Genomic DNA, 24394 nt, shown 5'->3' with positions numbered 1-24394 from the left:
CCGCGACGAGGGCGGCGGGTACGAGAACGCGGTGTCCGAAGGAGAGGTTCATACCTGGTGACAGGCCTCCCGGACCGGAAACGTTGCCGTCCGACCGGAAAAGTTTATGGGCCTGCCTACGTCGTCCGACGGCCGGGCTGGTCGGGGCGTTGACGGGCGAAGGCGTCCGTGAGGCCCCAGCGGCCCGGGATGTCCAGGAGAGCGACCCGGCCGAAGGCGGGCGGCAGCGCGGGATTCACGGCGAGGTGGTCCTCGTGCGGATTGATGCCGAGCATCGTGCGGATCAGCAGCATCGACGCTCCACTGGACCAGGCCTGCGGACTGCCTGCGGTCGGATACCGCACGGGATATCTGGTGGTGCGGCGGTCGAATCCGCCGAACGCCTCAGGCAACCGACCCTGGAAGTAGGTGGCGGCGGAGAGGATGCCCTCGGCGATGCGGGCCGCCTCGGCGCCGAACCCGTACCGGCGAAGGCCCCACGCGATGAACGAGTTGTCGAACGGCCAGACCGTGCCGTTGTGGTAGCCGAGCGGGTTGTACCTGCCCTGCCCCTCGGCGAAGGTCCGTACGCCCCAGCCGGAGAACAGTGCCGGACCCATCAGGTGTTCGACGACCTGCGCGGCCCGTTCCCGGGGCACGATGCCGCTCCACAACAGGTGCCCGATGTTTGACGACAGGCTGTCGACGGGAGTGCCGTCGTGGTCGAGGGCCAACGCGTAGTAGCCCCGGTCGTCGAGCCAGAAGTCCTTGTTGAAGCGCTCGTACAGGGCCGCCGCCTCACGTTCCAGCCGGTTGGCGTAGTCGGGGTCACCCCAGACGGTACGGGCCAGCCGCGCCCCTCGGATCTTGGCGTCGTAGGCGTACCCCTGGGTTTCGCAGGTGGCCCTCGGGAAGCCCGGCAGTCGCCCGTCGGCGTACGAGATGCTGTCCCAGGAGTCCTTCCAGCACTGGTTCTCCAGGCCTGTGTCGCGGTTGCGCCGCTCGTACCAGATGTAGCCTGTCGCGTTGAGGTCCGCGTACCTGTCGATCCACTCCAGGGCCGCGCGGGCCTCCTGCTCCAACTCGATCACCAGGGCCCGGTCGCCGCTCCAGCGTTCGTACTCGTCGAGCAGCACCACGAACAGCGGTGAGGCGTCGACGGTGCCGTAGTAGGGGGAGTGCGGCTGCTCCTCGAACGCGGCCGACTCCCCGTAGCGCAGCTCGTGCAGGATCCGACCCGGGTCCTCCTCCAGCACGTCGTCCCGGCGGGCGCCCTGGAGCGAGGCGAGGATCCGCAGCGTCGGCGGGGTCAGCGACGGTGTGACGGCGAGGGTCTGCAGGCAGGTCAGCAGGCTGTCGCGGCCGAACAGGGTCATGAACCAGGGCAGGCCGGCCGCGGGTACGGCGGCGCCGCTGAGCGAGAGCGGGGCGAAGCGCAGCGCTGCCAGGTCCACCAGGCTGCGCTGGTACACCTGCTGGAGCGTGATGGAGTCGGTGTCCAGCTTCGGCGCCTCGGCAACCCACTCGCGGACGCTCTCGGGCAGGGTGGAGTCGTCCGGGCGGAGCGCCCGCAGGGCGGACCGGAGGTCCACGCCGTCCGGTCGGAGTGCCCGCATGACCACCTGCAGCCGGGTCGACCACTGCTGGCCGGACCCCAGCCGGGTCGTGAACCGCAGACCCTTCGGGTCGAAGGTGGCCGGCTGGCTCGCCGTCACGGAGACCTCGCGCCGGTACGTGCCGCGCCGGTAGCCCAGCCGCAACTCGTTCGACTCGACCTCGGTGTAGTGGCTGCCGACCTTGTCCGGGATGTCGAACTTGATCTCGAAGATGTCGGCGAAGTCGGCCATCACCTCGAGGCGTACGTCGAGATCCAGGTCGTGGTCCCCGTAGTTGAAGATCGTCAGGGACTCGGTCAGGTCCGGACCGATGCGTCGCCGCCGGATCGCCGACACGTCGGCCTGCACGTAGTCGACCGCGCCGCCCGGCACGACGAAGAACGTGACCTCGTAGTACTGGCTGTCGTCCACCGACAGCGCGGTCAACCGTTCCCCGTTGACGGTGAGGACCCAGCGGGACAGGAAGCGCGTGTCGGCGGCGAACAGCCCGACCGGGGCGGAGGACGACGCCTCCACGTCCCCACTGGCGTCGGACACGATGAACGTGTTCCCGTCGATGCACTGCACCGTGCCCGGGATGTCCCTCATCGTGGTCTTCCCGGATCGGGACCGCTCGGCGCCGGCGCCTCCGGCGCTCGCGGGAACAGCCGCCCGATCCGCAACGCCAGGCCGAGGTCGCCGTCGACCAAGATCTCCCCCCGGGTGATCGCCGCCAGGCCGTTCACCTCGCCGCGGGCCATCGCGTCGGCGACCTGCGCGGACACCCGGATGACGGTGGTGGCGGGATCCGGGCTCCTCGTCACCCGCATCCGGCCGTGATCAATACTCAGGAACCACTGGTCCAGGTGGTCTCCGTCCCGGATGTCGAAGCGGACGCTTCCACACACCTTGCTGAAGCGCGGATCCTGGCCGGCATCGGTCAGCCGCTCGAAGAACATGCTTGTCGCAGTCATCCCGACCTCCCGACGGCGGCAGAAGCGCCTGTCGGCTACCCGGCGGCGGTCACTGTTAACTCGTCCCGGCGACCGGCGCCTCCCGGCCCTCGCCGAAGGTGCGGATCAACCTGCGGAACTGCCCGCATCGGCCGTTCTGCCCCGAACCGGGCACATACTTCCCGTGTAGGACATAGCGTCACGGGGGCGGCGGACCGCCGCCGCTCCGCCGGTTGGCCGGCGGGCCACGTCCACCGGGAGGGACCGGGCATGAGCCGTACCGACACTGTTCTCCTGCCGGAGCTGGACGGGCCGGTGTCGTCGACACTGCCCAGGACGCTCGGCCTGCTGAGCCTGGCCCTGGGCGTGGGCGCCCTGGTCGCCCCCGGCCCCCTCGCGCGCCTGACCGGGGTGGACGACTCCCCGGCCGCGCGGGCCGTGCTCCCGGCCGTCGGCCTGCGTGAACTGGGCAGCGCCGCCGGCCTGCTCAGCGGCCGTCGCCCCGCCGGCTGGGCCTGGAGCAGGGTGGCCGGTGACGCCATGGACCTCACCCTGCTCGGACGAGCACTCGCCGACCGCGGTGGTGAACGTCGGCGCCGGGTCGCGCTGACCACCGTCGCCATCGCCGGCATCACCGCCGTCGACATGCTGGCGGCCGTACGCCTCGGGCGGGTCCTGCGGGCCCGGTCCCGGATGATCCGGGTGGAGATCGCGGTGACGGTGAACCGGTCGCCCGCCGAGGCGTACCGGTTCTGGCGTGACATGGAGAACCTGCCCCGGTTCATGGCACACCTGGAGTCGGTGCACGCCGACGACCTGCGTCGCTCGCACTGGATCGCCCGAGGCCCGGCCGGTCACCGCGTCGAGTGGGACGCCGAGATCATCGACGACCAACCGAACAAGTCGATCACCTGGCGTTCGCTGCCGGGCAGCCGGGTGCCCAACGCCGGACGGGTCGCGTTCGTGCCCGCCCCCGGCGACCGGGGCACCGAGGTGCGGGTGCACCTGCGCTACGCGCCGCCCGCCGGGGCGCTCGGTCGGACTGTGGCGAAGATGTTCGGCGAGGAGCCCGCGCAGCAGGTCCGCGACGACCTGCGCCGGTTCAAGCAGGTCCTGGAGGCCGGCGAGGTGGTCCGCTCCGAGGGCAGCCCCAACGGCATCTCCGTACGCCAGCAGGCCATGCAGCGTCCCGCGCAGCCGTTGCCGGCGTCCCGTCGCTGACGCACCCGAGCTCCGAAAGGGACCGACAATGAAGGCCACCGCCTGGATGGGCACCGACAGCGTCAAGGTGATCGACGTGCCCGACCCGACGATCATGAACGCGCGGGACGCCATCGTCCGGATCAGCACCACCGCGATCTGCGGCTCCGACCTGCACCTGTACCACGGGTACATCCCCGCCATGCGCAAGGGCGACATCCTCGGCCACGAGTTCATGGGCGAGGTGGTGGAGGTCGGCCCGCAGGTGCGCAACCTCAAACCCGGCGACCGGGTGGTCGTACCCTTCCCGATCGCCTGCGGGCACTGCTCCTCGTGTCAGCGTGGCCTCTACTCGGTCTGCGAGAACTCGAACCCCAACGCCGGCATCGCCGAGAAGATCATGGGCCACTCGCCGGCCGGCATCTTCGGCTACTCCCACCTGCTCGGCGGGTACGCCGGCGGCCAGGCCGAGTACGCGCGGGTGCCGTTCGCCGACGTCGGCCCGCTCAAGGTGCCCGACGAGGTCCCCGACGAGCAGGCGGTCATGCTCGCCGACGTGTTCCCGACCGGCTACATGGGCGCCGAGATGTGCGACATCAAACCCGGTCAGGTGATCGCCGTGTGGGGCGCCGGGCCGGTCGGGCTGCTCGCCGCCGCCAGCGCCCGGCTGCTCGGCGCCGAGCGGGTGATCGTCATCGACCGGTACCCGTACCGGCTGCGGCTGGCCGAACAGCACGCCGGCGCCGAGACGATCAACTACGAACAGGCCGACGTGCTCGACACGCTCAACGAGCTGACCGCCTGCCGGGGGCCGGACGCCTGCATCGACGCCGTCGGTCTGGAGGGTCACCACGGCAACGCCGCGATGTACGCGTACGACCGGGCCAAGCAGGCCACCCGGACCGAGACCGAGCGGCCGTTCGCGCTGCGTCAGGCGATCCTGGCCTGCCGATCCGGAGGGGTGGTCTCGGTCGTCGGCGCGTACGGCGGCTTCGTCGACAAGTTCCCGATGGGCGCCTTCATGAACAGGTCCCTGATCATGCGGACCGGTCAGTGCCACGTGCAGCGCTACACCCGGCCGCTGCTGGACCGGATCCGGCGCGGCGAGATCGACCCGAGCTTCATCGTCAGCCACCGGATGCCGCTGCGCGACGCCCCGAAGGGCTACAAGATCTTCCAGAAGAAGCAGGACGACTGTACGAAGGTGCTGCTCTCGGTCTGAGCGGTGTGCGGTGCGGCGCGTAGCTCCACCGGGCACTCGCCACCAGTGCCCGGCCCTGCCACTGTCTGCCGGCGCGGGAGGGACTCCGACCCTGCCCGGCGTGGGTAGCCTCGCGTCATGCCGAACGACATTCACCGACCTCAGGTCCGGGCCGACGTCCGTGCGGACCCGGCGCCGTCCATCGGGGACATCGTGCGGCTTCGACCGGTGGGCGAGGCGGACCTGGCGATGTTCCGGCGGTTCTGCGTCGAACCTGGGCTGGTCGGCCTCGACTGGGCCGGCTTCCGCGACCCCGGCGCGCCGGCGCGGCGTTTCGCCGTCGACGGCTGGCTTGGCGTCGACGACGGGCGGCTCGTCGTCGAGGTGGAGCAGGATCAGGCCGCCGGCTTCGTCAGCTACGCGTCCGGGCGGTACGGCGGGTTGGCGTCGTACTGGGAGATCGGGATCGTGTTGCTCCCCGAGTGGCGGGGCAGGGGGGTCGGCTGGCGGGCCCAGGCACTGCTCTGTGACTACCTGTTCACCCACACCCCGGCGCAACGCGTTCAGGCCGGAACCCATCCGGAGAACGTCGCCGAGCAGCGGTCGCTGGAGAGGGCCGGCTTCCAGTTCGAAGGTGTGGTGCGGGCCTGCGAGTTCCGGGCCGGCCGGTGGCGCGACGGGTATCTTTACAGCCGGCTGCGCGACGATCCGCCGCCCGAAGCGCTCGCCGGGACGTGATCCCCGGGAAGGGACACCAGTGCCGGTCTACCGCCACCCAGGCACCGTCATCACCGACCACCGTTTCCCGGTGCCGCTCGACCACGGCGACCCGGCCGGAGAGCGGATCGAGGTGTACGCCCGCGAGGTCGTGGCCACCGCGAAGCAACACGAGTCGCTGCCGTGGCTGCTCTTCCTGCAGGGCGGCCCCGGTGGCCGCTCACCCCGTCCGGTGGGTCGCGACGGCTGGCTGGACCGGGCGTTGGACGACTACCGGGTGCTGCTGCTGGACCAGCGGGGCACCGGACGCTCGACCCCCGCCGACCGGAACACCCTGCCGCCGCGCGGCGACGCGGCCGCCCAGGCCCGGTACCTGGCGCACTTTCGAGCCGACTCGATCGTGCGGGACTGCGAACTGATCCGGCGGGACCTTCTCGGCGACGACGGTCGGTGGAGTCTGCTCGGCCAGAGCTACGGCGGCTTCTGCACCCTCACCTACCTGTCGTACGCGCCGCACGGCGTCCGCGAGGCCTTCGTGACCGGCGGCCTGCCCGGTCTGCGCAGCACCGCCGAAGACGTCTACCGGGCCGCCTACCCGCGGGTGCGGCGCAAGGTCGAGGCGCACTACGCCCGCTACCCGCAGGACGTCGAGATCGTCCGGGACGTCGCGCGGCACCTGCGGGAGCGGGAGGTGCGCCTGCCCGGCGGTGGACTGCTGAGCGTCGAGGCGTTCCAGGCCATCGGCATCCTGCTGGGCACCGGCAACGGCTCGCACACCCTGCACTACCTCCTCGAAGACGCCTTCCTGCCCGGGATGCCCGGCCGGCAGCTCTCCGACGGTTTCCTCGCCGAGATCCAGGGCCACCTGTCGTACGCGAGCCGCCCGCTCTACGCCCTGCTGCACGAGTCGATCTACGGCCAGCGTTCGGTGACGCCGCGCGCCACCGGCTGGGCGGCCGAGACGGTGCGGGCCGAGTTCCCGCAGTTCGACGCCGACCGGGCGTTGGCGGCGGACCGGCCGGTGCTGCTGACCGGCGAAATGATCTACCCGTGGACCGTCGCCACCGACCCGGCGCTGGCCCCGCTGGGCGAGACGGCGGAGCTGCTGGCCCGCCGTACCGACTGGCCGGACCTGTACGACCCGGACCAGTTGGCCCGCAACGAGGTCCCGGTCGCCGCCGCGATCTACCACGACGACATGTACGTCGACACCGCCGACTCGCAGACCACCGCCCGGGCGGTGCGCGGCCTGCGCCCCTGGATCACCAACGAGTACGAACATGACGGTCTGCGGGTCAGCGGGGGCCGCGTCCTCGACCGGCTGATCCGACTGGTACGCGACGAGATCTGACGCCCCGCCGGCTCCCGGCCGGGCCGTCCGGGTCGGCGCGGGACCCCGTTTGTGCTCAGGGAGCCGGGGAACCCGTCCTGTTCGTCCGCTGGCAGGCCGACCGCCGGTCGCGGAGACGGAAGGGAGCGGATCATGGAGTACGAGCAGATGATCGCCACGGTCCGGCAGCGCGCCGGCCTGGGGGAGAACGAGGCCGTGCGGTCCGTGCAGGCCGTCCTGTCGGTGCTCGGCGAACGACTCGCCGGACAGGAGGCCGACCACCTGGCGGCACAGCTGCCGGATCCGCTGGACGGATCCGTCACCCGCAACCCGCAGGGCCGCCGGTGGGACGTCGGCGAGTTCCTCAAACACGTCGGCGACCGCGAGCAGGTCGCGAACGCGGACCAGGTGCGCCAGCACGCCCAGGCGGTGCTGCGGACCGTCGCCGAGGCGCTCGACGACGACGAGCGGCACGACCTGCTCGCCCAGCTGCCCGCCGGCATCATCGACCTCTTCGGCGTGCCTACCCCACGCGGCTGAGCACCGCCACGCCACGACCGGCGCGCATGACGGGTCGGTCCCCGCTGGCGCGCCGGTCGAGCCGCACGGTCAGCGGGGGCGGACGCCGGCCTCCACCGTCAGGGTCCCGGCTTCGGCGTCGATCGTGGCCCTCGCGCCGAGGGGAACGGTGAGCTGCCCGTCGCCGTGCCCCAGCCGTAGCCCGCCCAGGACCGGCACACCAAGGTCGTACAGGCGGTCCTTCAGCACCGACGCCGCGTCCCATTCGCCTGGTTCACCGACGCTGTTGGTGATCTGCCCGATGACCACCCCGGCGACCCTGCGCAGCACGCCCACCCGGCGCAACTCGGTGAGCATCATGTCGATGCTGTACGGAGCCTCGTCCACGTCCTCGAAGAACAGGATCGCGTCGTCGAAGTCCGGCGCGTCTCCCGCACCGAGCGACGTGGAGATCAACGTCAGGCAGCCGCCGAGCAGCGGCCCCGACGCCCGTCCCGGCACCACGACGGAGGCGGCGGTCTCGGCCGGATCCCTGGTGATCGTGACGGGTGCGGTGGTCATCACCGCCCTGCGCAGCGCCTCGGCCGACTCGGGGCCGGTGCGACTGTCGTTCCAGTTGACCATCGGACCGTAGAAGGTGGCCAGCCCGGTCTCACGCCACAGCTTGCCGTGGATGCTGGTGATGTCGCTGAAGCCGACGACCACCCGGGGATCCCGGCGGAGACCGGAGACGTCGATCCGATCCACGATCCGCTGGGTGCCGTAACCGCCCCGAGCGGCGAAGACGGCACGGATCCCCGGGTCGTTGAGCGCGGCGTTCAGGTCGGCGAGCCGCTCCGCGTCGGTGCCGGCCAGGTAGCCGTACCTGGTGAAGACGTGCCTGCCCAGCTCGACCTTCAGGCCCCAACTGCGCAGGATCTCGATGCCGCGGGCCATGTTGGTGGGGTCGGGGGTGCTGCCGGGCGACATGACCCGCACCCGGTCGCCGGGGGCCAGCGCCGGTGCCCGCAGGACGCGCCTCGCGCCACGGGGAGCGGCCTGGGCGGGCGCGGCCCGGGCGCTGCCGACGAGTACGGCGGCGCCGCCGGCCGCAGCTCCCATCCGCAGCATGTGTCGACGGGACAGGGGTGCTCGCGCGGGAACATCTGTCGGGGTGGGGTCTGTTCCGGAAGTGGCCACAGGCGTCCCTTTCATCGTCAGCAGAGCGATGTCCGAGTTGCCACAGCCTACGACGATGTTCGATTCGTCAGGGGGTCCACAGAGGACGCCGGGCGCCTAGGGGATCGGCCACTCGTGCACCGGCCGGTTGCTGTGCATCAGGTCCACGTAGTGCCGGACCACCTCGCGCAGCGCCGCCGGACGGTCCAGGTGGTCGGCGGACTCCAGCCGGTGCAGGGTCTCCACCTGCCAGGTCGCGCCGTTGCGGCCGGTCAGGCAGCGCTGCTCGACGATGCCGAGCAGCCGGTCCCGTTCACCCGGGTCGAGCCCCCACCGGTCCAGGCCGTGATGCGCCATCGGCAGCAGCCGACGCAGCACCAGCTCGGTCACCGGCAGGTAGCCGAGGCCGGGCCAGAACACCTGCGCGTCGATGCCGTACCGGGCGCAGCTGGTGAAGTTCTCCTCCGCGGCGCTGAACGACATCTGCGACCACAGTGGCCGGTCCGACTCGGCAAGGGCGCGCACCAGTCCGAAGTAGAAGGCGCCGTTGGCGATGGTGTCCAGCACTGTGGGTCCGGCCGGAAGCACCCGGTTCTCCACCCGCAGGTGCGGCCGGCCCCGCGACACGTCGTACACCGGGCGGTTCCACCGGTACACAGTGCCGTTGTGCAGCCGCAGTTCCGCGAGGTTCGGCACCTCACCGGCGGCGAGGGCCTGCGCCGGGTCCTCCGGGTCGCAGACCGGCAGCAGCGCCGGGAAGTAGCGGACGTTCTCCTCGAACAGGTCGAACACGTTGGTGATCCACCGTTCGCCGAACCAGACTCTGGGGCGTACCCCCTGGGCCTTGATCTCTTCCGACCGGGTGTCGGTGGCCTGCTGGAACAGCGGGATGCGGGTCTCGCGCCACAGCTCGCGGCCGAAGAGCAGCGGCGAGTTCGCGCCGACCGCGACCTGGATGCCGGCGATCGTCTGGGCGGCGTTCCAGTAGTCGGCGAACTGCGCCGGGCTGACCTGGAGGTGGAACTGGGTGCTGGTGCAGGCCGCCTCCGGGGTGATCGTGTCGGCCGTCACCGCCAGCCGCTCCACCCCGCTGATCGCGATCGGCAGATCCTCGCCACGGGCCGCGAAGATCTGCTCGTTGAGCAGCGCGTACCTGGGGTTCGCGGAGAGCGTCTCGGCGGTCAGGTGCTCCGGGCGCAGCGTCGGAAGGATGCCGATCATCACCATGTGCGCGCCGATCGACCGGGCCTTCTCCTCGGCGGCGTTGAGGCTCGCCCGCACGTCCTGCTCGAAGGCCGCGGTGCCGGTGCCGGTCAACCGCCTCGGCGGCACGTTGATCTCGACGTTGAACTGGCCCAGCTCGGTCTGGAACAGCGGGTCGGACACGGCGGCCAGGACGTCCGCGTTGCGCATCGCCGGCATCGAGGCGTCGTCGACCAGGTTCAGCTCGATCTCCAGCCCGGTCATCGGCCGCTCGATGTCGAAGCGCGACTCGCGCAGCATCTCGGCGAAGACGTCGAGGCAGACGCGGACCTTCTCGCGGTAGCGGGCCCGGTCCTCCCGACTGAAGGTTCGTACGCCGACGTCCTCGCCCATGGTCACCACCCTGTCACCGCTGGTTCCTCCCAACCTCGCACGGCCCGGCGGGTGGGGGAAGACCCGATGGTCTCTTCCTACCCAGCTGCCCGCCCCGATAGCCCAGCCGGAGCGCCCCGATAGCATTGCGGGCCGAGAGGTGGTGGCGTGGGGATGCGCGAGAAGGTGACCCGACTGTTCGTCGCGGCGGCGATCGCCGAGGCGTGCTCCTGGCTGGCCCTGCTGGTCGGGATGGCGGTCAAGTACGGCCCGCCGGACAACGAGCTGGGCGTCAAGATCTTCGGCCCGATCCACGGCGGCCTGTTCGTCGCGTACGCCCTGCTGGTGCTGGCCGTGGCCCGGCTGCGCCGGTGGAGCCTGCCGGTCACGTTCGTGGCGCTGGCCAGCGCGGTGCCGCCGTTCGCCACAGTGATCTTCGAACGCTGGGCCCGCCGCCGGGGAATGCTCGGCACCGAGCGTGTGCCGGAGCGCGAGCCCGCCCCGGTCGGCTGAGCGGCGCGCCTGAGCGGAGCGGTCGGTCGCGCTGAACGCTCAGTCGCTCAGGAAGTCGGCGAGTACGGCGGCGAGGGCCTCCGGCGCCTCCTCGGCCATGTGGTGACCCGAGTCGACCGAGGCGGCCCGCACGTCGTCGGCCCACTCCCGCCAGATGGCCACCGGGTCGCCGTGCAGCTCCACCATGTCGTCGCGTTCGGACCACACGAACAGCACCGGGCAGCCGATCTTCCGCCCGGCGGCCCGGTCCGCGTCGTCGGCGGCCCGGTCCGGCCCCAGGCCGGCGCGGTAGTCCTCGCACATGGCGTGCACCGTCGCGGGGTCGTGGATGGCCCGCGAGTAGTCCGCGTACGCCTCCTCGCCCATCTCCGCGGGGGAGCCGCCGTACCAGGCGTCCGGGTCCGCGTTGATCACCCGTTCCGCCGGCTTGTCGGTCTGGCCCAGAAAGAACCAGTGCCACCATCGGGCGGCGAACCGGGCGTCGCAGGTGTCCAGCGCGACGCCGATCGGGATCCCGTCGAGCACACCCAGCCGGCTGACCCGGTCCGGGTGGTCCAGCGCGGTGCGCATCGCCGCGTACGAGCCGCGGTCGTGACCGACCACCGCGGCCCGTTCGTGGCCGAGCTTGTCGAGCAGCGCGACCACGTCGCGCGCCATCGCCCGCTTGGCGTACCCGGAATGGTCGGCGGTCTCCGCCGGCTTCGTCGAACCCCCGTAGCCGCGCAGGTCCGGGCAGATCACGGTATGCCGCTCGGCGAGCAGCGGCGCGACACGGTGCCAGGTGGCGTGGGTACGGGGATGGCCGTGCAACAGCACGACCGGTGAGCCGGACCCGCCGTGGCGCACCCGCAGGCGCACCGGACCGACGTCGATCTCCTCAAGCGTGAAACCGGGGAACATGCCGAGGCCGGTGCCCGCCGGGGCGGGCCCGGAAACCCGGTGGGCCGGTCAGGTCAGCGCCGAACACGCCACGATGCCGGTGAGCAGCAGCGCGCCCAGCACCGCCTGCAACAGCAGCGGCGGGCCGAGGTGCGACCAGAGCGTCGCGGTACGCGGGGTCAGCAGCTGCCCGGTGGTGAGGTTGACGATCCGCTCGATGCGCGGCGGCAGATCCGGGTCGCGTTGCGGGCGCAGGGTGAGCTGGACGTGGTCCGCCGGGTGCAGCGCGCTCTGCGGCAGGTGGCCGTGCAGCTCCACCTCGCACAGCTGACCTGCGGTGTTGCGCAGCCGCACGGGAGTCACCAGGTATTCCGGGCCCTGCTTCAGCTCCTTCCACCGCCGCCGGGTGCCGCCCCCGCCGAAGGAGAACAGCGTGCGCAGCAGCAGGGCGGGCAGCCTGGCGATCGCCGCCGCGGCGAGTACGGCCACCAGCACCGGTTGCCCGACGCGTATCTCCCGGGTGTAGCCGTCCAGCAGGCGGATCAACCGTCCGGTGACGATCCGCTCCGTCGGGTGCACGATGCGTCGGGTATCGAGTCCGCTGTCCATTTCCACCACCGAGAGTCCGCGTCCGTTCACTTATCGTATCGATGTCCTCGGTTGAACGACGTGAATGAAACCTGGTCACGGGCTCACGGCGGCGAGGTGACATCCCGGGCGAGCAGGGTAAGCGGGGGGCCGAGCTGGAAAGGGGTCGAGCATGCAGCTGTCCTTCCTGCGCCCGCTCTACGACCGTCCCGGGCCGTGGTGCTCGGTGTACGTGGACGCCTCCGCCGACACGGAGGACGCCCACGAGGCGCTGGCCCTGCGCTGGCGTGCCCTCGAGCGCAGCCTGACCGACCAGGGCGCCGACGAGGCGAGCATCGCCGCGTTGGACCGGGTGGTCCGTGGCCACGACCCGATGGTCGGGGACTACGGAATCGCGGTCTTCGCCAGTCACGGCCGGGTGGTGCTCTCCGAGTACCTGTCCGCGCCGCCACTTCGCGATCTGGCCCACTACGGGCCGCTGCCGCACGTGATGCCGCTGCTCGCCCAGCGCGGCGAGCAGGTGGCCTGGGTCCGGGTGCTCGCCGACCGCACCGGCGCGGACGCGGTCGCCATCAGCGCCGGCGGAGTGCCCCGACGGGCGCACGTCGTCGGCCGGGAGACCTTCCCGCTGCGGCGGGTGCAGCCCGGCGGCTGGTCCCAGTCGCACCACCAGAAGGCCGCCATGGAGGCGTGGCACCACAACGCCGGCGACGTCACCGCGGCGACCGTGGAGCTGGCCGAGAAGGTCGGCGCGGAGGTCGTGGTGGTGGCCGGCGACGTCCGGGCCACCGGGGTGATCGCCGCGCAGATGCCCGAGCGCTGGCAGGACCTGATGGTGCGTACCGACGCGGGCTCCCGCGCCGGCGGCGCCGACCAGACGCTGCTGGACGACCTCACCGTGCAGACCATCGCGGAGGTCGCCGACCAGCGCATCGCCGCCACGCTCGACAAGTTCGGTGTGCAGGAGGACGTCGGCGGCGGCCTCGACGCGGTCGTCTCGGCGCTGCAACGCAACCAGGTGGACACCATGCTCATCGTGGACGACCCGTCGGCGAACGGTGAGCTGTGGATCGGTCCGGAACCCACCGAGATCGCCGTCGACCCGGGGCAGTTGGCCGCCATGTCGGTGACCGACCCGCAGCGGGTACGCGCCGACGCGGCGCTGGTCCGGGCCCTCGTCGGCACCGACGCGGCGCTGACCGTGCTGGGCCCGGACGAGGCGCCCGAACTCGCCGACGGCGTCGGGGCGGTCCTGCGCTACGTCGACCCCGGCACTCCCGGGCGCGGCAATGGCTGAGCGGTTCGTGGCCGACCTCGTGGTGCAGCGGCTGCTGGCCTGGCGGGTGCCCCGCGTTTTCGGCTATCCGGGCGAGGCGATCGCCCCCCTCGTGGAGGCGTTGGAGCGGACCGGCGGTGACCCGGCGTTCATTCCTGCCCGGCACGAGGAGACCGCCTCGTTCATGGCGACCGGGCACGCCAAGTTCACCGGCGGCATCGGCGTGTGCCTGGCCACCCAGGGGCCCAGCGCGGTCCAACTGCTCAACGGCCTGTACGACGCCAAGCTGGACAGCAAACCGGTGGTCGCGATCGTCGGCGAGGACATCTCCGGACCGCTCGGTGGCGCCCACCAGGAGATCGGGCTGAGTCGGCTCTTCGCGGACGTGTGCAACCAGTTCGTCCGCTACGGTCGCAGCCCGCAGGAGGTGCCGGGGCTGCTGGACCAGGCGTTCCGTACGGCGGCGGCGACCCGCAGCCCGACCTGCGTGGTGCTGCCCCGGCAGTTGCAGGAGGCCCTGGTGCCCGACCTGCACACCAGCGCCGTCGGGGTGATCTCGGCGACGCCAGGTGAACCGCTGGCCCGGGTCCTGCCGCACGAGGTGGATCTGGAGGCCGCCGCGCAGCTGCTCGGCGGTGGCCGGCGCACCGCGATCCTGGTGGGCCAGGGCGGACGGGGCGCGGCCGCGGAGATCGTCGAGCTGGCCGACCGGCTCGGCGCCGGGGTGGCCACCTCGCTGCTGGGCAAGCCGGTCCTCGACGAACGGCTGCCGTTCCACGCCGGCGTGCTGGGGGAGGTCGGCACCCCGGCCGCTGCCGAACTGATGGGCGGCTGCGACACACTGCTGCTGGTCGGCACCAACGACCCGTGGACCGACTACCTCCCGATGCCGGGACAGGCCCGTACGGTGCAGATCGACATCGACGGGCGGCGCATAGGCACCCGCTACCCGGCCGACGTGCCGCTCGTCGGCGACGCCGCCGAGACCCTGCGGGCGTTGCTGGCCCGGGTGCCCGACCGACCCAACCCGCAGTGGCGCGCCACAGTGGAGAACTCGGTGGACCGCTGGCGGGCCGACGCCGCCGAGCGGGCCGCCGCGCCGGCCGAACCGATCAACCCGCAACTGGTGCTCCAGGAGCTGTCCAGCCGGTTGCCGGGCGTCGGCGCGGTCGCCGTCGACGTCGGCTCGGTCCTCTACTGGTACGCCCGGCACCTCGTCCTGCCGCCCGGTGTCAACGCGCAACTGTGCGGCACCCTCGGCTCGATGGGCTGCGCCCTGCCGTACGCGGTGGCCGCCAAACTGGCCGCACCCGACCAGCCGGTGGTCGCGCTTGTCGGCGACGGCGCCATGCAGCTCAACGGGCTCGCCGAGCTGATCACCGTGTCGCACCACTGGCAGCGGTGGCACGACCCTCGACTTGTGGTGCTGGTGCTCAACAACCGGGACCAGAACGGCATGGGCGGCGGGCGGCAGCCGTCGAACGATCCGACCCGACGTCGACCCGACGTGCCGTACGCCGGCTGGGCCCGGCTGCTCGGGATGCACGGCGTCCGGGTGGACCGGCCCGAACTGGTCGGCGCGGCCTGGGACGAGGCCCTCGCCGCGGACCGTCCCTGCGTACTGGAGGCGGTCGTGGACCCGGCGGTGTCGCTGGCGCCGCCGGACCCGGCGTTCGCCGACCTGCGCGGCCTGTACGCCGACGGGGCGGCGGCGCGGAAGGTACGGGAACAGACCGAACGCACTGTCGCTGCGCAGGATGTCGTTTAGCGGCCCTGCTCAGGGGCATCAGAAGCGGCCCGACGACGCTGGAGGTCCCATGCCGGAGCCCGCCGACCGCCGCTACGGTCCCGCACCACTACCGCAGCCGCGCGGTCCGCTGTCCGCGGCGGTGACCGATGCCCTGCGGCGTGCCCCGCACGACCTGCCGGCCAGCCTCGGCGCCGACCTCGACCCCGAGGACCCGCTCACGGACGAGGATCTGCAACTGACCCTGTTCCTCTGCTACGAGCTGCACTACCGGGGCTGGCGGGGCGTGGACGACGACTGGGAGTGGCAGCCGACACTGCTGGGCCTGCGTGCCCGCGCCGAACGGCCCTTCGAGGCGGCGCTGCGCCGGCTGGTCGGCTCCCCGCGGGTGCCGGCCGCCGGAGTGGCCGCCGGGCTGGCCGAGCTGGTCGCAGCCGACGACGGGCCGTCGCTGGCCGCGACGCTCCAACGGCGCGCCGACCTCGCACAGTTCCGCGAGTTCGTCGTGCACCGTTCCGTCTACCACCTGCGCGAGGCGGACCCGCACAGCTGGGCCCTGCCCCGCCTCGGTGGCGAGGCCAAGGCCGCCCTCGTGGAGATCCAGACCGACGAGTACGGCAACGGCCGGCTGGACCGGATGCACTCCGAGCTGTTCCGGCGCACCCTGGACCGGCTGGGCCTGGACACCGGGTACGGCGCCCACGTGGACGCGGTGCCCGCGGTGACGTTGGCGACGAACAACCTCATGTCGCTGTTCGGGCTGCACCGGCGCCTGCGCGGCGCGGTGCTCGGGCACCTGGCGGCCTTCGAGATGACCTCTTCGCTGCCCAACCGCCGCTACGGCAACGGGTTGCGCCGGCTCGGCTTCGACGAGGTGGCCACCCGCTTCTACGACGAACACGTCGAGGCCGACGCGGTGCACGAGCAGATCGCCGCGCACGACATGTGCGGTGGCCTGGTCCGCGCCGAACCGGCCCTGGGGCCGGACGTGCTGTTCGGCGCGGCCGCCGGTCTCGCGGTGGACCGGCTGTTCGCCGCGCACCTGCTGGACAGCTGGGCCGCCGGCCGCAGCTCCCTGCGCCCCACCGTGCCGTCCACCCCGCCCACCCTGCCGCCGACCGTCCCGCTGGTGGCGGCGACCCCGATGGCTCCGCCGGCCCCTACCGCGCTCGTCTGAACCCGGGGCGCGCACCACGCTGGGTTCGCCGTGTCAGGTGCGGGCTGCCCCGCCCCTGCGCGGTGTGACCCGGCGGCGACGACCAACGGTCACCCCTCGCGGGTGGTGCCCGCCCGGAAGTTGATCGCCTTGTGGGTGCCGTCGCAGAACGGCTTGAGCGCCGACTTGCCGCAGCGGCACAGCGCAACCGTGCCCCGGCGCGCGTCGATCCGCTCGCCGTCGGGCGTGACGAGGGCGAAGTCGCCGCGGACCAGAAGCGGTCCGTCCTCGTACGGGGTGATCGTGGCGGCGGCGGGCTCGCTGGTGTCGTCGGTGCGCATGGCCCCGGAAGTGCCCGCCCTGGCCGGCCCGAAACCCGAGGGGCCGAACGCCGGTGATGACCGGCGCACCCCACCGACCAGCGGATTGTGCCGCCGGGAGGGTGATGCCCCGTTTGAACCCCATCGGGACGGGAAGCCGGGCCGCGTGGTGAGCGAACGAGGCAAGGTGGGGCCGGTGCACAAGGTGCGCAAGGGGCTCACGGCCGACGGCGCCGGTCTGGCCGGCGACCGGGTCGTGGCCGTGGGCAGCGCCGCCCGGGTGCTGGTCGCCGCCACCGCCCGCGCGCTGAACGGCACGGACTGCGCCGACCTGGGCCACCCCGGGCCGATGTCGCGGTTCCCCGGCACACCCGAGCCGGTCCGCAGGGCCGCCGTCAGCCGGGCGGCGGGTCGGGTCGCCCTCACCGCCACCCAGGTCGACGAGGTGGACGCCGCCAGGGTGGCCCGCTGGTTCGTCGACCAGTACCCCCGGCGGCGCTACCCCGGCGTGCTGATCGGCTCGCCGCACGGCGCGGTGGCACACCTCGCGGTGGCCCTCGGCGTTCCGTGGCTCCCGGCCGGTTTCGAGATGACCGCGCACTGGTCCGACGGCGCGGTGGACCGCCCGGCGGACGCGCTGGAGCACGGCGCGGCACTGGCCAGCCGGCTGCTCGCCGCGAACCCCGACCTGCACCTGCGCCAGGTGCACTGTCCGGCCAGCCGGGGATCCCTGACCGGGGCGACCGTGTCGCTGACCGCCGCCTGGCAGGCCCTACCGGCCGCGTACGGGCAGTTCCTGACCGACCGGCTCGCCCCGGGCGCCCCGGTCGTGCTGGTCCGTGACGTGCGGACCTGGCCGGTGCTGGAGCACGGCCCCCGGCACAGCTTCCAGGTCGGCTGCCCGGCCAGTGGGCTGGACCCGGTCGACTTCCACCCGGACAGCCACGCCCTGCGCCAGGTGCTGCGCTCCGTCGGCGGCGACGCCACCCGGTGGGAACCGCCGCAGGTGTCCGCGCCGTCCGGTTACGCCGAGCACGGCGTCGAGTCGGGCTTCGAGCTGTCCGCGCGGGACTGGGCGGCCCGCCGCGAGCACCCGCTGCACCGGGTGCTCGTACCACGTCCGGCGGCGCTCAGCGCGGGGGTTGCCGACCTGTACCGGCGGTGGCTGCGGGGCGCCGGCAAGACCGGTGACCGGTTGGTGGTGGAGTGCGGCCGGCTGCTCGATCCGTGGCAGGTGGTGCGGGCGGGGCTGGTGCCGTACTGGTGCGAGAACGCCACCCGGCGCAGCGTCGACGAGGCCGAGTGGTGGCTGGCCGGCAGTGAGGCGTTCACCTCGGTGGACGTGCTGCCCGAGCCGCCAGGCGTGCGTTCGCCCGCCCTGGCCGGCCTGCCGCAGTGGCTGGCGGTCGCCGGGTTCGGTCGCCGCCGTCGGGCGTTGGACCGCACCGCCGCCCGGGGCTACCCGGTCACGTCGGTGCCCACCCGCCGGGCCACCGAGGTGCTCCGCTCCCAGCCGTACGACCTGCCCGCGCCGCCCCCTCTGGGGGCCGCCGAGGCCCTGTCCACGCTCCGCGACAGCGGCCGCCACCAGGGGTTGCTGGTCTCCTGAGACGGAGGACGCCGAAACATCCTCGCGAACCCGGGGTCCCGTGATTGAGTACCTACGGAGCGGGAACATCGCTGACTGCGACGCCTTCATCGCGTTGCGTGCACGGCGTTGTCGCCCGCTGGCATCCCAGTCACTTACCCACTTTCCGGCCCGGTGCGTGGCTCGACCACGCGCACGACCGGTTTCCCGATCCGGGCGGGGGACCTTCCTGAGGGAGGCGCGGATGTTCGGACAGACCAGCACGACCACGACCACACCACCACCCACCGAGCGGGGTCTGGAAGACCTCGACGCGGCGGCGCTGGCGTACGCGGCCCGGATCGAGGGGCTGCCGCCGGAGCGCCGGCAGGAGGCACGGGACGACCTGGTCCGCTTCGCGCTGCCGTTCGCCGGCCGGCTGGCCCGCCGCTACCGGGGGCGCGGAGAGCCGCTGGAGGATCTGGAGCAGGTGGCCCGCCTGGGGCTGGTCAACGCGGTCGACAGGTACGACCCGGAACGGGGCTCCTTCACCGCGTACGCCGCGATCACCATCGTCGGCGAGATCAAGCGGCACTTCCGGGACCGCACCTGGGGTGTGCACGTGCCCCGGCGGCTGCGCGACCTGATCCTCGAGGTCGGTCAGGCGACCGCCGCGCTGACGAGTGAGCTGTCCCGGGCGCCCACGGTGGCCGAGCTGTCGGCCCGGCTGGAGACGCCGGAGGAGGAGATCCTCGCCGCGCTGGAGTCGGCGGCCGGCTACAGCCCGGCGTCGCTCAACGCGCCGGTCGGCGGGGAGAGTTCCGCCGAGTTCGGCGACCTGGTCGGGGAGTCCGACAACGCGCTGGAATCGGTCGACGACCGGGTGACGGTCAGTGGTCTGCTGCACCGGCTGCCCTGGCGGGAACGGCGCATCCTGGCCATGCGCTTCTACGGCAACCAGACCCAGGCGGAGATCGCCGCCCGGTTCGGCATCTCGCAGATGCACGTGTCCCGGCTGCTGTCGCGGGCGCTGACCTGGCTGCGTCAGGCGATGCTCGCCGACGCGCCGCCGCCGTGGCAGAACGGCGCCGCCGAACCGGACCCGGGCAAGACCCGGATCTCGGTGAAGCAGAACGGCGACCGGGTGGTGGTGGAGGTCGGCGGCGAGGTCGACCGCGACGGCGCGGACCAGCTGCGCCGGGCCATGCTGGAGGCGGTCACCGGCCAGCCCAGCGAGGTGGTCGTCGACCTGGTCGGCGCGGGCGGCTTCGACGCCGGCGGGATCGCCGCGCTGATGGCCGGACGGGACGCCGCGGAGCGTACCGGTGTGCCGCTGCGGCTCACCCGGGTCCAGCCTGCGGTACGCCGTTCGCTCACCGCCGCCGGCCTGGCGCCGCCCCGGGACTGACCCAGCGCCGACAGGCGACGAGAGGGCCGACACCCCGTGGGTGTCGGCCCTCGTGCGTCGTACGCGGTCAGCGGTCCTCGGGGTTGCCGTCGCTGTGCGGGTGCCGCCACCGCTCGTGCGGCTTGGGCGCGTCCTCGGCGTCCTGGGGCGGGTCGCTCTGCTCGAAGCTCGGACGCCTTATCCCCTCGGGTTCCGGCACGTCCACCGGGCGCGCGCCGGAGCGGGGCGCCGGCTGGTACTCGGCGGCGTCGCGGGCGCCGTGTGCGCCCTCGGCGGCCGGCGACTCCGGAACGTGGTGTTCCATGTGCAGCTCCTCGGCGAACTGCTGCGGCGGCTTGGTGGTGCGCTGCGGCAGGTCCCGGCCGAGGTCGGAGACGAGCGGGCCGTACTTGAGGTCGAACGCGGGCCGTTCGGAGCGGATCCGGGGCATCTGGTCGAAGTTGCGCAGCGGCGGTGGGCAGCTCGTGGCCCACTCCAGCGAGTTGCCGAAGCCCCACGGGTCGTCCACAGTCACCATCGCCCCGTACCGCCAGGACTTCCAGGCGTTGTAGATGAAGAACAGCGTGGACAGGCCGAGGATGAAGGCGAAGATGCTGGAGATCATGTTCAGCGTGGTGAAGCCGTCGCTGGGCAGGTAGTCGGCGTACCGCCGGGGCATGCCCTCGTTGCCCAGCCAGTGGTGCACCAGGAACGTGCCGTGGAAGCCGATGAACATGGTCCAGAAGTGGGCCTTGCCGAGCCGCTCGTCGAGCAGCCGACCGGTCATCTTCGGCCACCAGAAGTAGTAGCCGGCGAAGAGGGCGAAGACCACGGTGCCGAAGACCACGTAGTGGAAGTGCGCCACGACGAAGTAGCTGTCGTGGGTGTGCCAGTCCGCGGGCGGGCTGGCCAGCAGCACCCCGGTGAGCCCACCGAGCAGGAAGGTGACCAGGAACCCGATGGAGAAGAGCATCGGTGTCTCGAAGGTCAACTGCCCCTTCCACATGGTGCCGATCCAGTTGAAGAACTTCACGCCGGTGGGCACCGCGATCAGGTAGCTCAGGATGCTGAAGAACGGCAGCAGCACCTGACCGGTGGCGAACATGTGGTGCGCCCACACCGTCATCGACAGCACGGTGATCGCGACGGTGGCCAGCACCATGCCTGTGTAGCCGAACAGCGGCTTGCGGGAGAAGACCGGGATGATCTCGGTGATGATGCCGAAGAACGGCAACGCGATGATGTACACCTCGGGGTGGCCGAAGAACCAGAAGAGGTGCTGCCAGAGCATCGGCCCGCCGGTGGCCGCGTCGAAGACGTGCGCGTTGAGCAGCCGGTCGGCCGAGAGCGCCAGCAGGGCCGCGGCCAGCAGCGGGAACACCAGGATCACCAGCACGCTGGTGAACAGCATGTTCCAGGTGAAGATCGGCATCCGGAACATGGTCATCCCGGGGGCGCGCAGGGTCAGGATCGTGGTGATCAGGTTGACCGCGCCGAGGATGGTGCCGAGGCCGGAGACGACCAGGCCGACCACCCACATGTTCGCGCCCACGCCGGGGCTGTTCTCCACACTGCTCAGCGGGGTGTACGCCGTCCAGCCGAAGTCGGCGGACCCCTGTGGGGTGAGGAACCCGCCGATCACCATGAGGCCGCCGAACAGGTACAGCCAGTACGCCAGCGCGTTGAGCCGGGGGAACGACACGTCCGGGGCGCCGATCTGGATAGGCACGATGAAGTTGCCGAACCCGAAGGCGGCGGGGGTGGCGAACAGCAGCAGCATCGCCGCGCCGTGCGAGGTGAAGAGCTGGTTGTACTGCTCGGAGGAGAGGAACTGCATGCCCGGGCGGGCCAGCTCCGCTCGGATCAGCATCGCCTCCAGGCCCGCCACCAGGAAGAACCCGAAGGAGGTCAGCAGGTACAGGATGCCGATCTGCTTGTGGTCGGTCGTGGCCAGGAATTTGATCAACGAGTTGCCGGGGACCGGCGACCGTACCGGTCCGGGGAAGCCCCCGAAGCGTGCCGGTGCCAGGATCGCCGGGCCCCGGTCGCGACCGGGTTCGGTGGTTACCCGCTTGGGCATGGCTGCTCACCCCGTCGTGACGGCAAAAGGACGGGCGTGCCTACCCTGCCCTCTCACCATGAAACCAGGCCAGAGGGGTAATTTCGGTCAGATCGCCAGTACCGGCGGAACCACCGTGAACGCTCAGCCGACCGGCACCAGCGCCCAGACGGCCTTGCCCGGACCGGTCGGCACGCTGCCCCACCGCTGCGCCAACTCCCGCACCAGAAGCAGGCCTCGGCCACCCTCGGCGCGCAGGTCCAGCCCTGCCGGCTCGGCCGCCGCCCGGCTGCCGTCCACCACTGCCACGTGCAGGTACGGCCGGCGCAGGGTCAGCGTCACCTGCATCGGCGTGCCCGCGTGGCGGACCACGTTGCCGACCAGTTCGCTGAGCACCAGCGCGGCCGGACCGGCCGCGTCGGGCAGGTTCCAGCGGGTGCACGCGTCCCCGACCAGCTCCCGCGCCCGCCGGCAGGCCCCGGCCACCGGCTCCAGCCGGGCCCGCAGCCGGGGCGAACTGGCTTCGCCGGCCACTCGGGTCGCCTCCGCGCAGTCCGGCGACACCGGGACCACCCGGCACGTCGTCGACTCCGCCAGCCAGCGCGCGGCGGCCGGCGGGGGAGCGCAGAGCACCACAGGAACGGCCGGCCACTCCTCGGCCCGCCGGGCCGTGGCCGCGAAGACCGACAGCGCCAGCCGGTCTTTCACGGTGACGTCGGTGAGATCGATCACCAGCGCGTCCGGCTGGGCGGCCAACGCCCCGTCGAGGGCCTGGTGCACCGAGCGCATGGTGCCAAGGTCGAGGGCCCCGGTGAGCTGGACGACCGTCACCGGTGCCGTTTCGCGCACCTCGCAGGTGATCCGGCTGGGCATCCGGGCTCCCTCGATTCGCTTTGTGGGTCGGGATCTGCCAACTACCCGGGGCCACCCGGCGTCAAACCGGACCAACCGGATCACAGGCGCAGGTCACCGTCGGGCTCTCCCGGTCAGCAGGCCCAGGGCGATCATGCCGACGCCCAGGCCGAGGTGCAGCCAGCCGTCGGCGTCGTTGACCGGCAGCACGTTCGCGCCGGTGTCGTGGTCCACCGCCAGCCCGTACAGCCAGAGCACCAGGTAGACGGCACCGCCGCCGATCAGGAACGTCCGCGCCCCGCCGACCGTCCGCGCCAGCGCCAGGCCGGCCACCCCGAACAGCAGGTGGACGAGGTTGTGCAGCACCGACACCTGGAAGGCGCCGAACAGGAACGCGCCCGAGCCGTGCCCGGCGAAGCGCAGGTCACCCGTGCCGCTGGTGATCCCCGGCACGAAACCGAGCACCCCGACCAGCAGGAACACCACCGCCACAGTGGCCGCCGCGCGGCGTACCGGCGGCTTGCCCTCGGCCGGGTTGGCCCGGGCCCGGGAGTGCGCCATCGGTCCGACCATCACCGGCTCCTCGCTGCGCGGCGGGCGTGGGCGTCGCGCATACCCGGTGCCGCCGCCGGCAAACCGACGGCGGCACCGGGGCAGGTCAGACCGGTTGCAGCCGGGTCGTACCGGCCAGCTCGCGGACCCGCTGGTACAGCTCGACGTAACGCTGAGCCATCACCTCCGGGGTGAACCGACGCGCGGCCACCCGCCGGCACTCGTCCGGGTCGAGCAGGTCGGCGCCCAGCACGAGGTCGGCCAGCTCGTCCTCGTCTGCCGTCAACAGTCCGGTGCGGCCGTGCTCGATCAGCTCCGGCAGACAGCCCCGGGCGGTCGCCACCACAGGCGTGCCCAGGGCCAGCGACTCGACCACCGCCGTACCCCCGGGCTCCTCCCACCGCAGCGGGAACAGCGAGGCACGGGCGCTGGCCAGCAGGTCGTCGCGCTCCTGACCGGCCACCGTCCCGATCCAGCGGACCAGGTCACCGTCGACGTGCGGCGCCACCTCGTCGAGGAAGAACCGCACGTCCGGGTTCTGCCGGGCCTCGTCGCCCGCCGCCGCCAGGTCGGCCGGACGGTGGTACGGGCCGACCGGACCGGCCAGCACCAGCGGGATCCCGACCCGGTGCGCCAGCCGCGCGCCGACGTCCTGCCCCTTGCCCGGGTTGATCCGGCCGAGGATCAGCAGATGCTCACCCTTGTCCGGGCGGGGCCGGCGGTCGGCGTCCACGGCCAGCGGGGTGGACAGGTGAACGTGCCCCACCGAGTGCTCCCGCAGCGCCAGCGGCGCCCGGGCCAGCTGGGACGCGGAGACGCCGTTGACCCGGACCCGGTCGCCGCCGTCCAGGCTGCCGTACAGCGCCGGGTGCTTGGCCAGGTCCCAGTGCAGGGTGTGCAGGGTCGGCGGCCCGGACGGGCCCATCGCCGCCAGGGTGGCCAGCCCGACGGCCTCCACGTGGTCGTGCACCAGGTCGATGTCGTCGCGGGAGTGCAGCTCGCGGACCACCCCGGCGAGGTGCGCCTGGGCGATCCCGCAGACCTGGTTGTACGGGCGCTGCAACGCGGCGAACTGCCCGTCGTCGAAGACCGACATCCGGTCGTCCACCGGCAGGGTGCTGCTGCCCACCGAGGCGAGCACCACCCGTACGCCGAGTCGCCGCAGCTCCGGCACCAACGTGGCGATCACGTTCTCGATGCCGCCGTAGCCGGGGGGTGGCACGGACAGCCACGGACCGGCGTTCATCAGGACGGTGAGACTCATCGGAGGA

Annotated in this window: 22 protein-coding genes; 11 read left to right on the top strand and 11 right to left on the bottom strand. The window is 72.3% G+C overall.

Annotated features, from left to right (window positions below):
- Positions 1-116: 116 nt before the first annotated feature.
- Positions 117-2174 carry an amylo-alpha-1,6-glucosidase gene (locus tag ACZ6N8_RS24585; protein ID WP_466012904.1) on the bottom strand — a complete coding sequence of 686 codons (2058 nt, stop codon included), beginning with the start codon at positions 2172-2174 and terminating at the stop codon, positions 117-119.
- A 5-nt stretch (positions 2175-2179) separates the two neighbouring features.
- On the bottom strand, positions 2180-2548 hold the full coding sequence (locus ACZ6N8_RS24580) for an SCP2 sterol-binding domain-containing protein (protein ID WP_466012866.1): 369 nt from the start codon (positions 2546-2548) through the stop codon (positions 2180-2182).
- Positions 2549-2797: 249 nt separating this feature from the next.
- Here ACZ6N8_RS24580 and ACZ6N8_RS24575 point away from each other — a divergent pair, with 249 nt between their 5' ends.
- The 5 genes from ACZ6N8_RS24575 (at position 2798) to ACZ6N8_RS24555 (ending at position 7515) form a co-directional block, all read left to right on the top strand.
- Positions 2798-3748 (top strand): SRPBCC family protein, encoded by a 951-nt coding sequence (locus tag ACZ6N8_RS24575; protein WP_466012865.1) that lies wholly within the window; start codon positions 2798-2800, stop codon positions 3746-3748.
- A gap of 28 nt (positions 3749-3776) precedes the next feature.
- Entirely contained in the window at positions 3777-4949 is a 1173-nt protein-coding gene (locus ACZ6N8_RS24570; RefSeq protein ID WP_466012864.1) for a zinc-dependent alcohol dehydrogenase, read from the top strand.
- Between the two features lie 117 nt (positions 4950-5066).
- Positions 5067-5666 carry a GNAT family N-acetyltransferase gene (locus ACZ6N8_RS24565; RefSeq protein WP_466012863.1) on the top strand — a complete coding sequence of 200 codons (600 nt, stop codon included), beginning with the start codon at positions 5067-5069 and terminating at the stop codon, positions 5664-5666.
- A gap of 70 nt (positions 5667-5736) precedes the next feature.
- Complete coding sequence (locus ACZ6N8_RS24560; RefSeq protein WP_466012862.1) at positions 5737-6996, top strand: alpha/beta fold hydrolase; 1260 nt, start codon at positions 5737-5739, stop codon at positions 6994-6996.
- 132 nt (positions 6997-7128) lie between these two features.
- A complete protein-coding gene (locus ACZ6N8_RS24555; protein WP_357986947.1) occupies positions 7129-7515 on the top strand; it encodes a DUF2267 domain-containing protein in 387 nt (128 codons plus the stop codon).
- Between the two features lie 69 nt (positions 7516-7584).
- Here ACZ6N8_RS24555 and ACZ6N8_RS24550 read toward each other — a convergent pair whose 3' ends face one another.
- Both ACZ6N8_RS24550 and ACZ6N8_RS24545 read right to left on the bottom strand, forming a co-directional pair.
- Positions 7585-8463, bottom strand: a complete 879-nt coding sequence (locus tag ACZ6N8_RS24550; RefSeq protein ID WP_466012903.1) for a S66 peptidase family protein — start codon at positions 8461-8463, stop codon at positions 7585-7587.
- A 306-nt stretch (positions 8464-8769) separates the two neighbouring features.
- Positions 8770-10248, bottom strand: a complete 1479-nt coding sequence (locus tag ACZ6N8_RS24545; protein WP_466012861.1) for a glutamate-cysteine ligase family protein — start codon at positions 10246-10248, stop codon at positions 8770-8772.
- A 153-nt stretch (positions 10249-10401) separates the two neighbouring features.
- Here ACZ6N8_RS24545 and ACZ6N8_RS24540 point away from each other — a divergent pair, with 153 nt between their 5' ends.
- A complete protein-coding gene (locus tag ACZ6N8_RS24540) occupies positions 10402-10740 on the top strand; it encodes a DUF3817 domain-containing protein (protein ID WP_466012902.1) in 339 nt (112 codons plus the stop codon).
- A gap of 39 nt (positions 10741-10779) precedes the next feature.
- Here the strand turns inward: ACZ6N8_RS24540 and ACZ6N8_RS24535 are convergent, their stop codons facing one another.
- Entirely contained in the window at positions 10780-11640 is an 861-nt protein-coding gene (locus ACZ6N8_RS24535; RefSeq protein ID WP_466012860.1) for an alpha/beta fold hydrolase, read from the bottom strand.
- Between the two features lie 48 nt (positions 11641-11688).
- Positions 11689-12237, bottom strand: a complete 549-nt coding sequence (locus tag ACZ6N8_RS24530) for a hypothetical protein (RefSeq protein WP_357986956.1) — start codon at positions 12235-12237, stop codon at positions 11689-11691.
- Positions 12238-12379: 142 nt separating this feature from the next.
- On the opposite strand from ACZ6N8_RS24530, the gene ACZ6N8_RS24525 reads away from it, so the two are divergent.
- From ACZ6N8_RS24525 to ACZ6N8_RS24515, 3 genes are read left to right on the top strand one after another with little or no spacing between them, the layout of a single operon-like run.
- Positions 12380-13504, top strand: coding sequence for a baeRF2 domain-containing protein (locus tag ACZ6N8_RS24525; protein WP_466012859.1), 1125 nt, complete (start codon positions 12380-12382; stop codon positions 13502-13504).
- The gene (locus ACZ6N8_RS24520) at positions 13497-15251 is read left to right on the top strand and encodes a thiamine pyrophosphate-binding protein (RefSeq protein WP_466012858.1); all 1755 of its coding nucleotides are present in this window, start codon (positions 13497-13499) and stop codon (positions 15249-15251) included. Before ACZ6N8_RS24525 ends, ACZ6N8_RS24520 begins: the two co-directional genes overlap by 8 nt.
- Positions 15252-15300: 49 nt before the next feature.
- Entirely contained in the window at positions 15301-16407 is a 1107-nt protein-coding gene (locus ACZ6N8_RS24515) for an iron-containing redox enzyme family protein (RefSeq protein ID WP_466012857.1), read from the top strand.
- An 89-nt stretch (positions 16408-16496) separates the two neighbouring features.
- Here the strand turns inward: ACZ6N8_RS24515 and ACZ6N8_RS24510 are convergent, their stop codons facing one another.
- A complete protein-coding gene (locus tag ACZ6N8_RS24510; protein WP_112587484.1) occupies positions 16497-16727 on the bottom strand; it encodes a CDGSH iron-sulfur domain-containing protein in 231 nt (76 codons plus the stop codon).
- 184 nt (positions 16728-16911) lie between these two features.
- Here ACZ6N8_RS24510 and ACZ6N8_RS24505 point away from each other — a divergent pair, with 184 nt between their 5' ends.
- Together ACZ6N8_RS24505 and ACZ6N8_RS24500 are read left to right on the top strand one after the other, a co-directional pair.
- A complete protein-coding gene (locus ACZ6N8_RS24505) occupies positions 16912-18315 on the top strand; it encodes a hypothetical protein (protein WP_466012901.1) in 1404 nt (467 codons plus the stop codon).
- A 223-nt stretch (positions 18316-18538) separates the two neighbouring features.
- The gene (locus tag ACZ6N8_RS24500) at positions 18539-19681 is read left to right on the top strand and encodes a SigB/SigF/SigG family RNA polymerase sigma factor (protein ID WP_466012856.1); all 1143 of its coding nucleotides are present in this window, start codon (positions 18539-18541) and stop codon (positions 19679-19681) included.
- A gap of 67 nt (positions 19682-19748) precedes the next feature.
- Here ACZ6N8_RS24500 and ctaD read toward each other — a convergent pair whose 3' ends face one another.
- The 4 genes from ctaD to ACZ6N8_RS24480 all read right to left on the bottom strand — a co-directional run bounded on the left by ctaD (position 19749) and on the right by ACZ6N8_RS24480 (position 24387).
- Complete coding sequence (ctaD, locus tag ACZ6N8_RS24495) at positions 19749-21740, bottom strand: aa3-type cytochrome oxidase subunit I (protein WP_466012855.1); 1992 nt, start codon at positions 21738-21740, stop codon at positions 19749-19751.
- Between the two features lie 123 nt (positions 21741-21863).
- A complete protein-coding gene (locus tag ACZ6N8_RS24490) occupies positions 21864-22592 on the bottom strand; it encodes an STAS domain-containing protein (RefSeq protein ID WP_466012854.1) in 729 nt (242 codons plus the stop codon).
- Between the two features lie 93 nt (positions 22593-22685).
- A complete protein-coding gene (locus ACZ6N8_RS24485; RefSeq protein ID WP_466012853.1) occupies positions 22686-23144 on the bottom strand; it encodes a DUF4383 domain-containing protein in 459 nt (152 codons plus the stop codon).
- 85 nt (positions 23145-23229) lie between these two features.
- Entirely contained in the window at positions 23230-24387 is a 1158-nt protein-coding gene (locus tag ACZ6N8_RS24480) for a glycosyltransferase (RefSeq protein WP_466012852.1), read from the bottom strand.
- Between the last annotated feature and the right edge of the window lie 7 nt (positions 24388-24394).

Source organism: Micromonospora sp. NPDC047521, from assembly GCF_055587305.1.
Note: the sequence above shows the minus strand (reverse complement) of the source record. Positions and strands in the feature narration are given on the sequence as shown.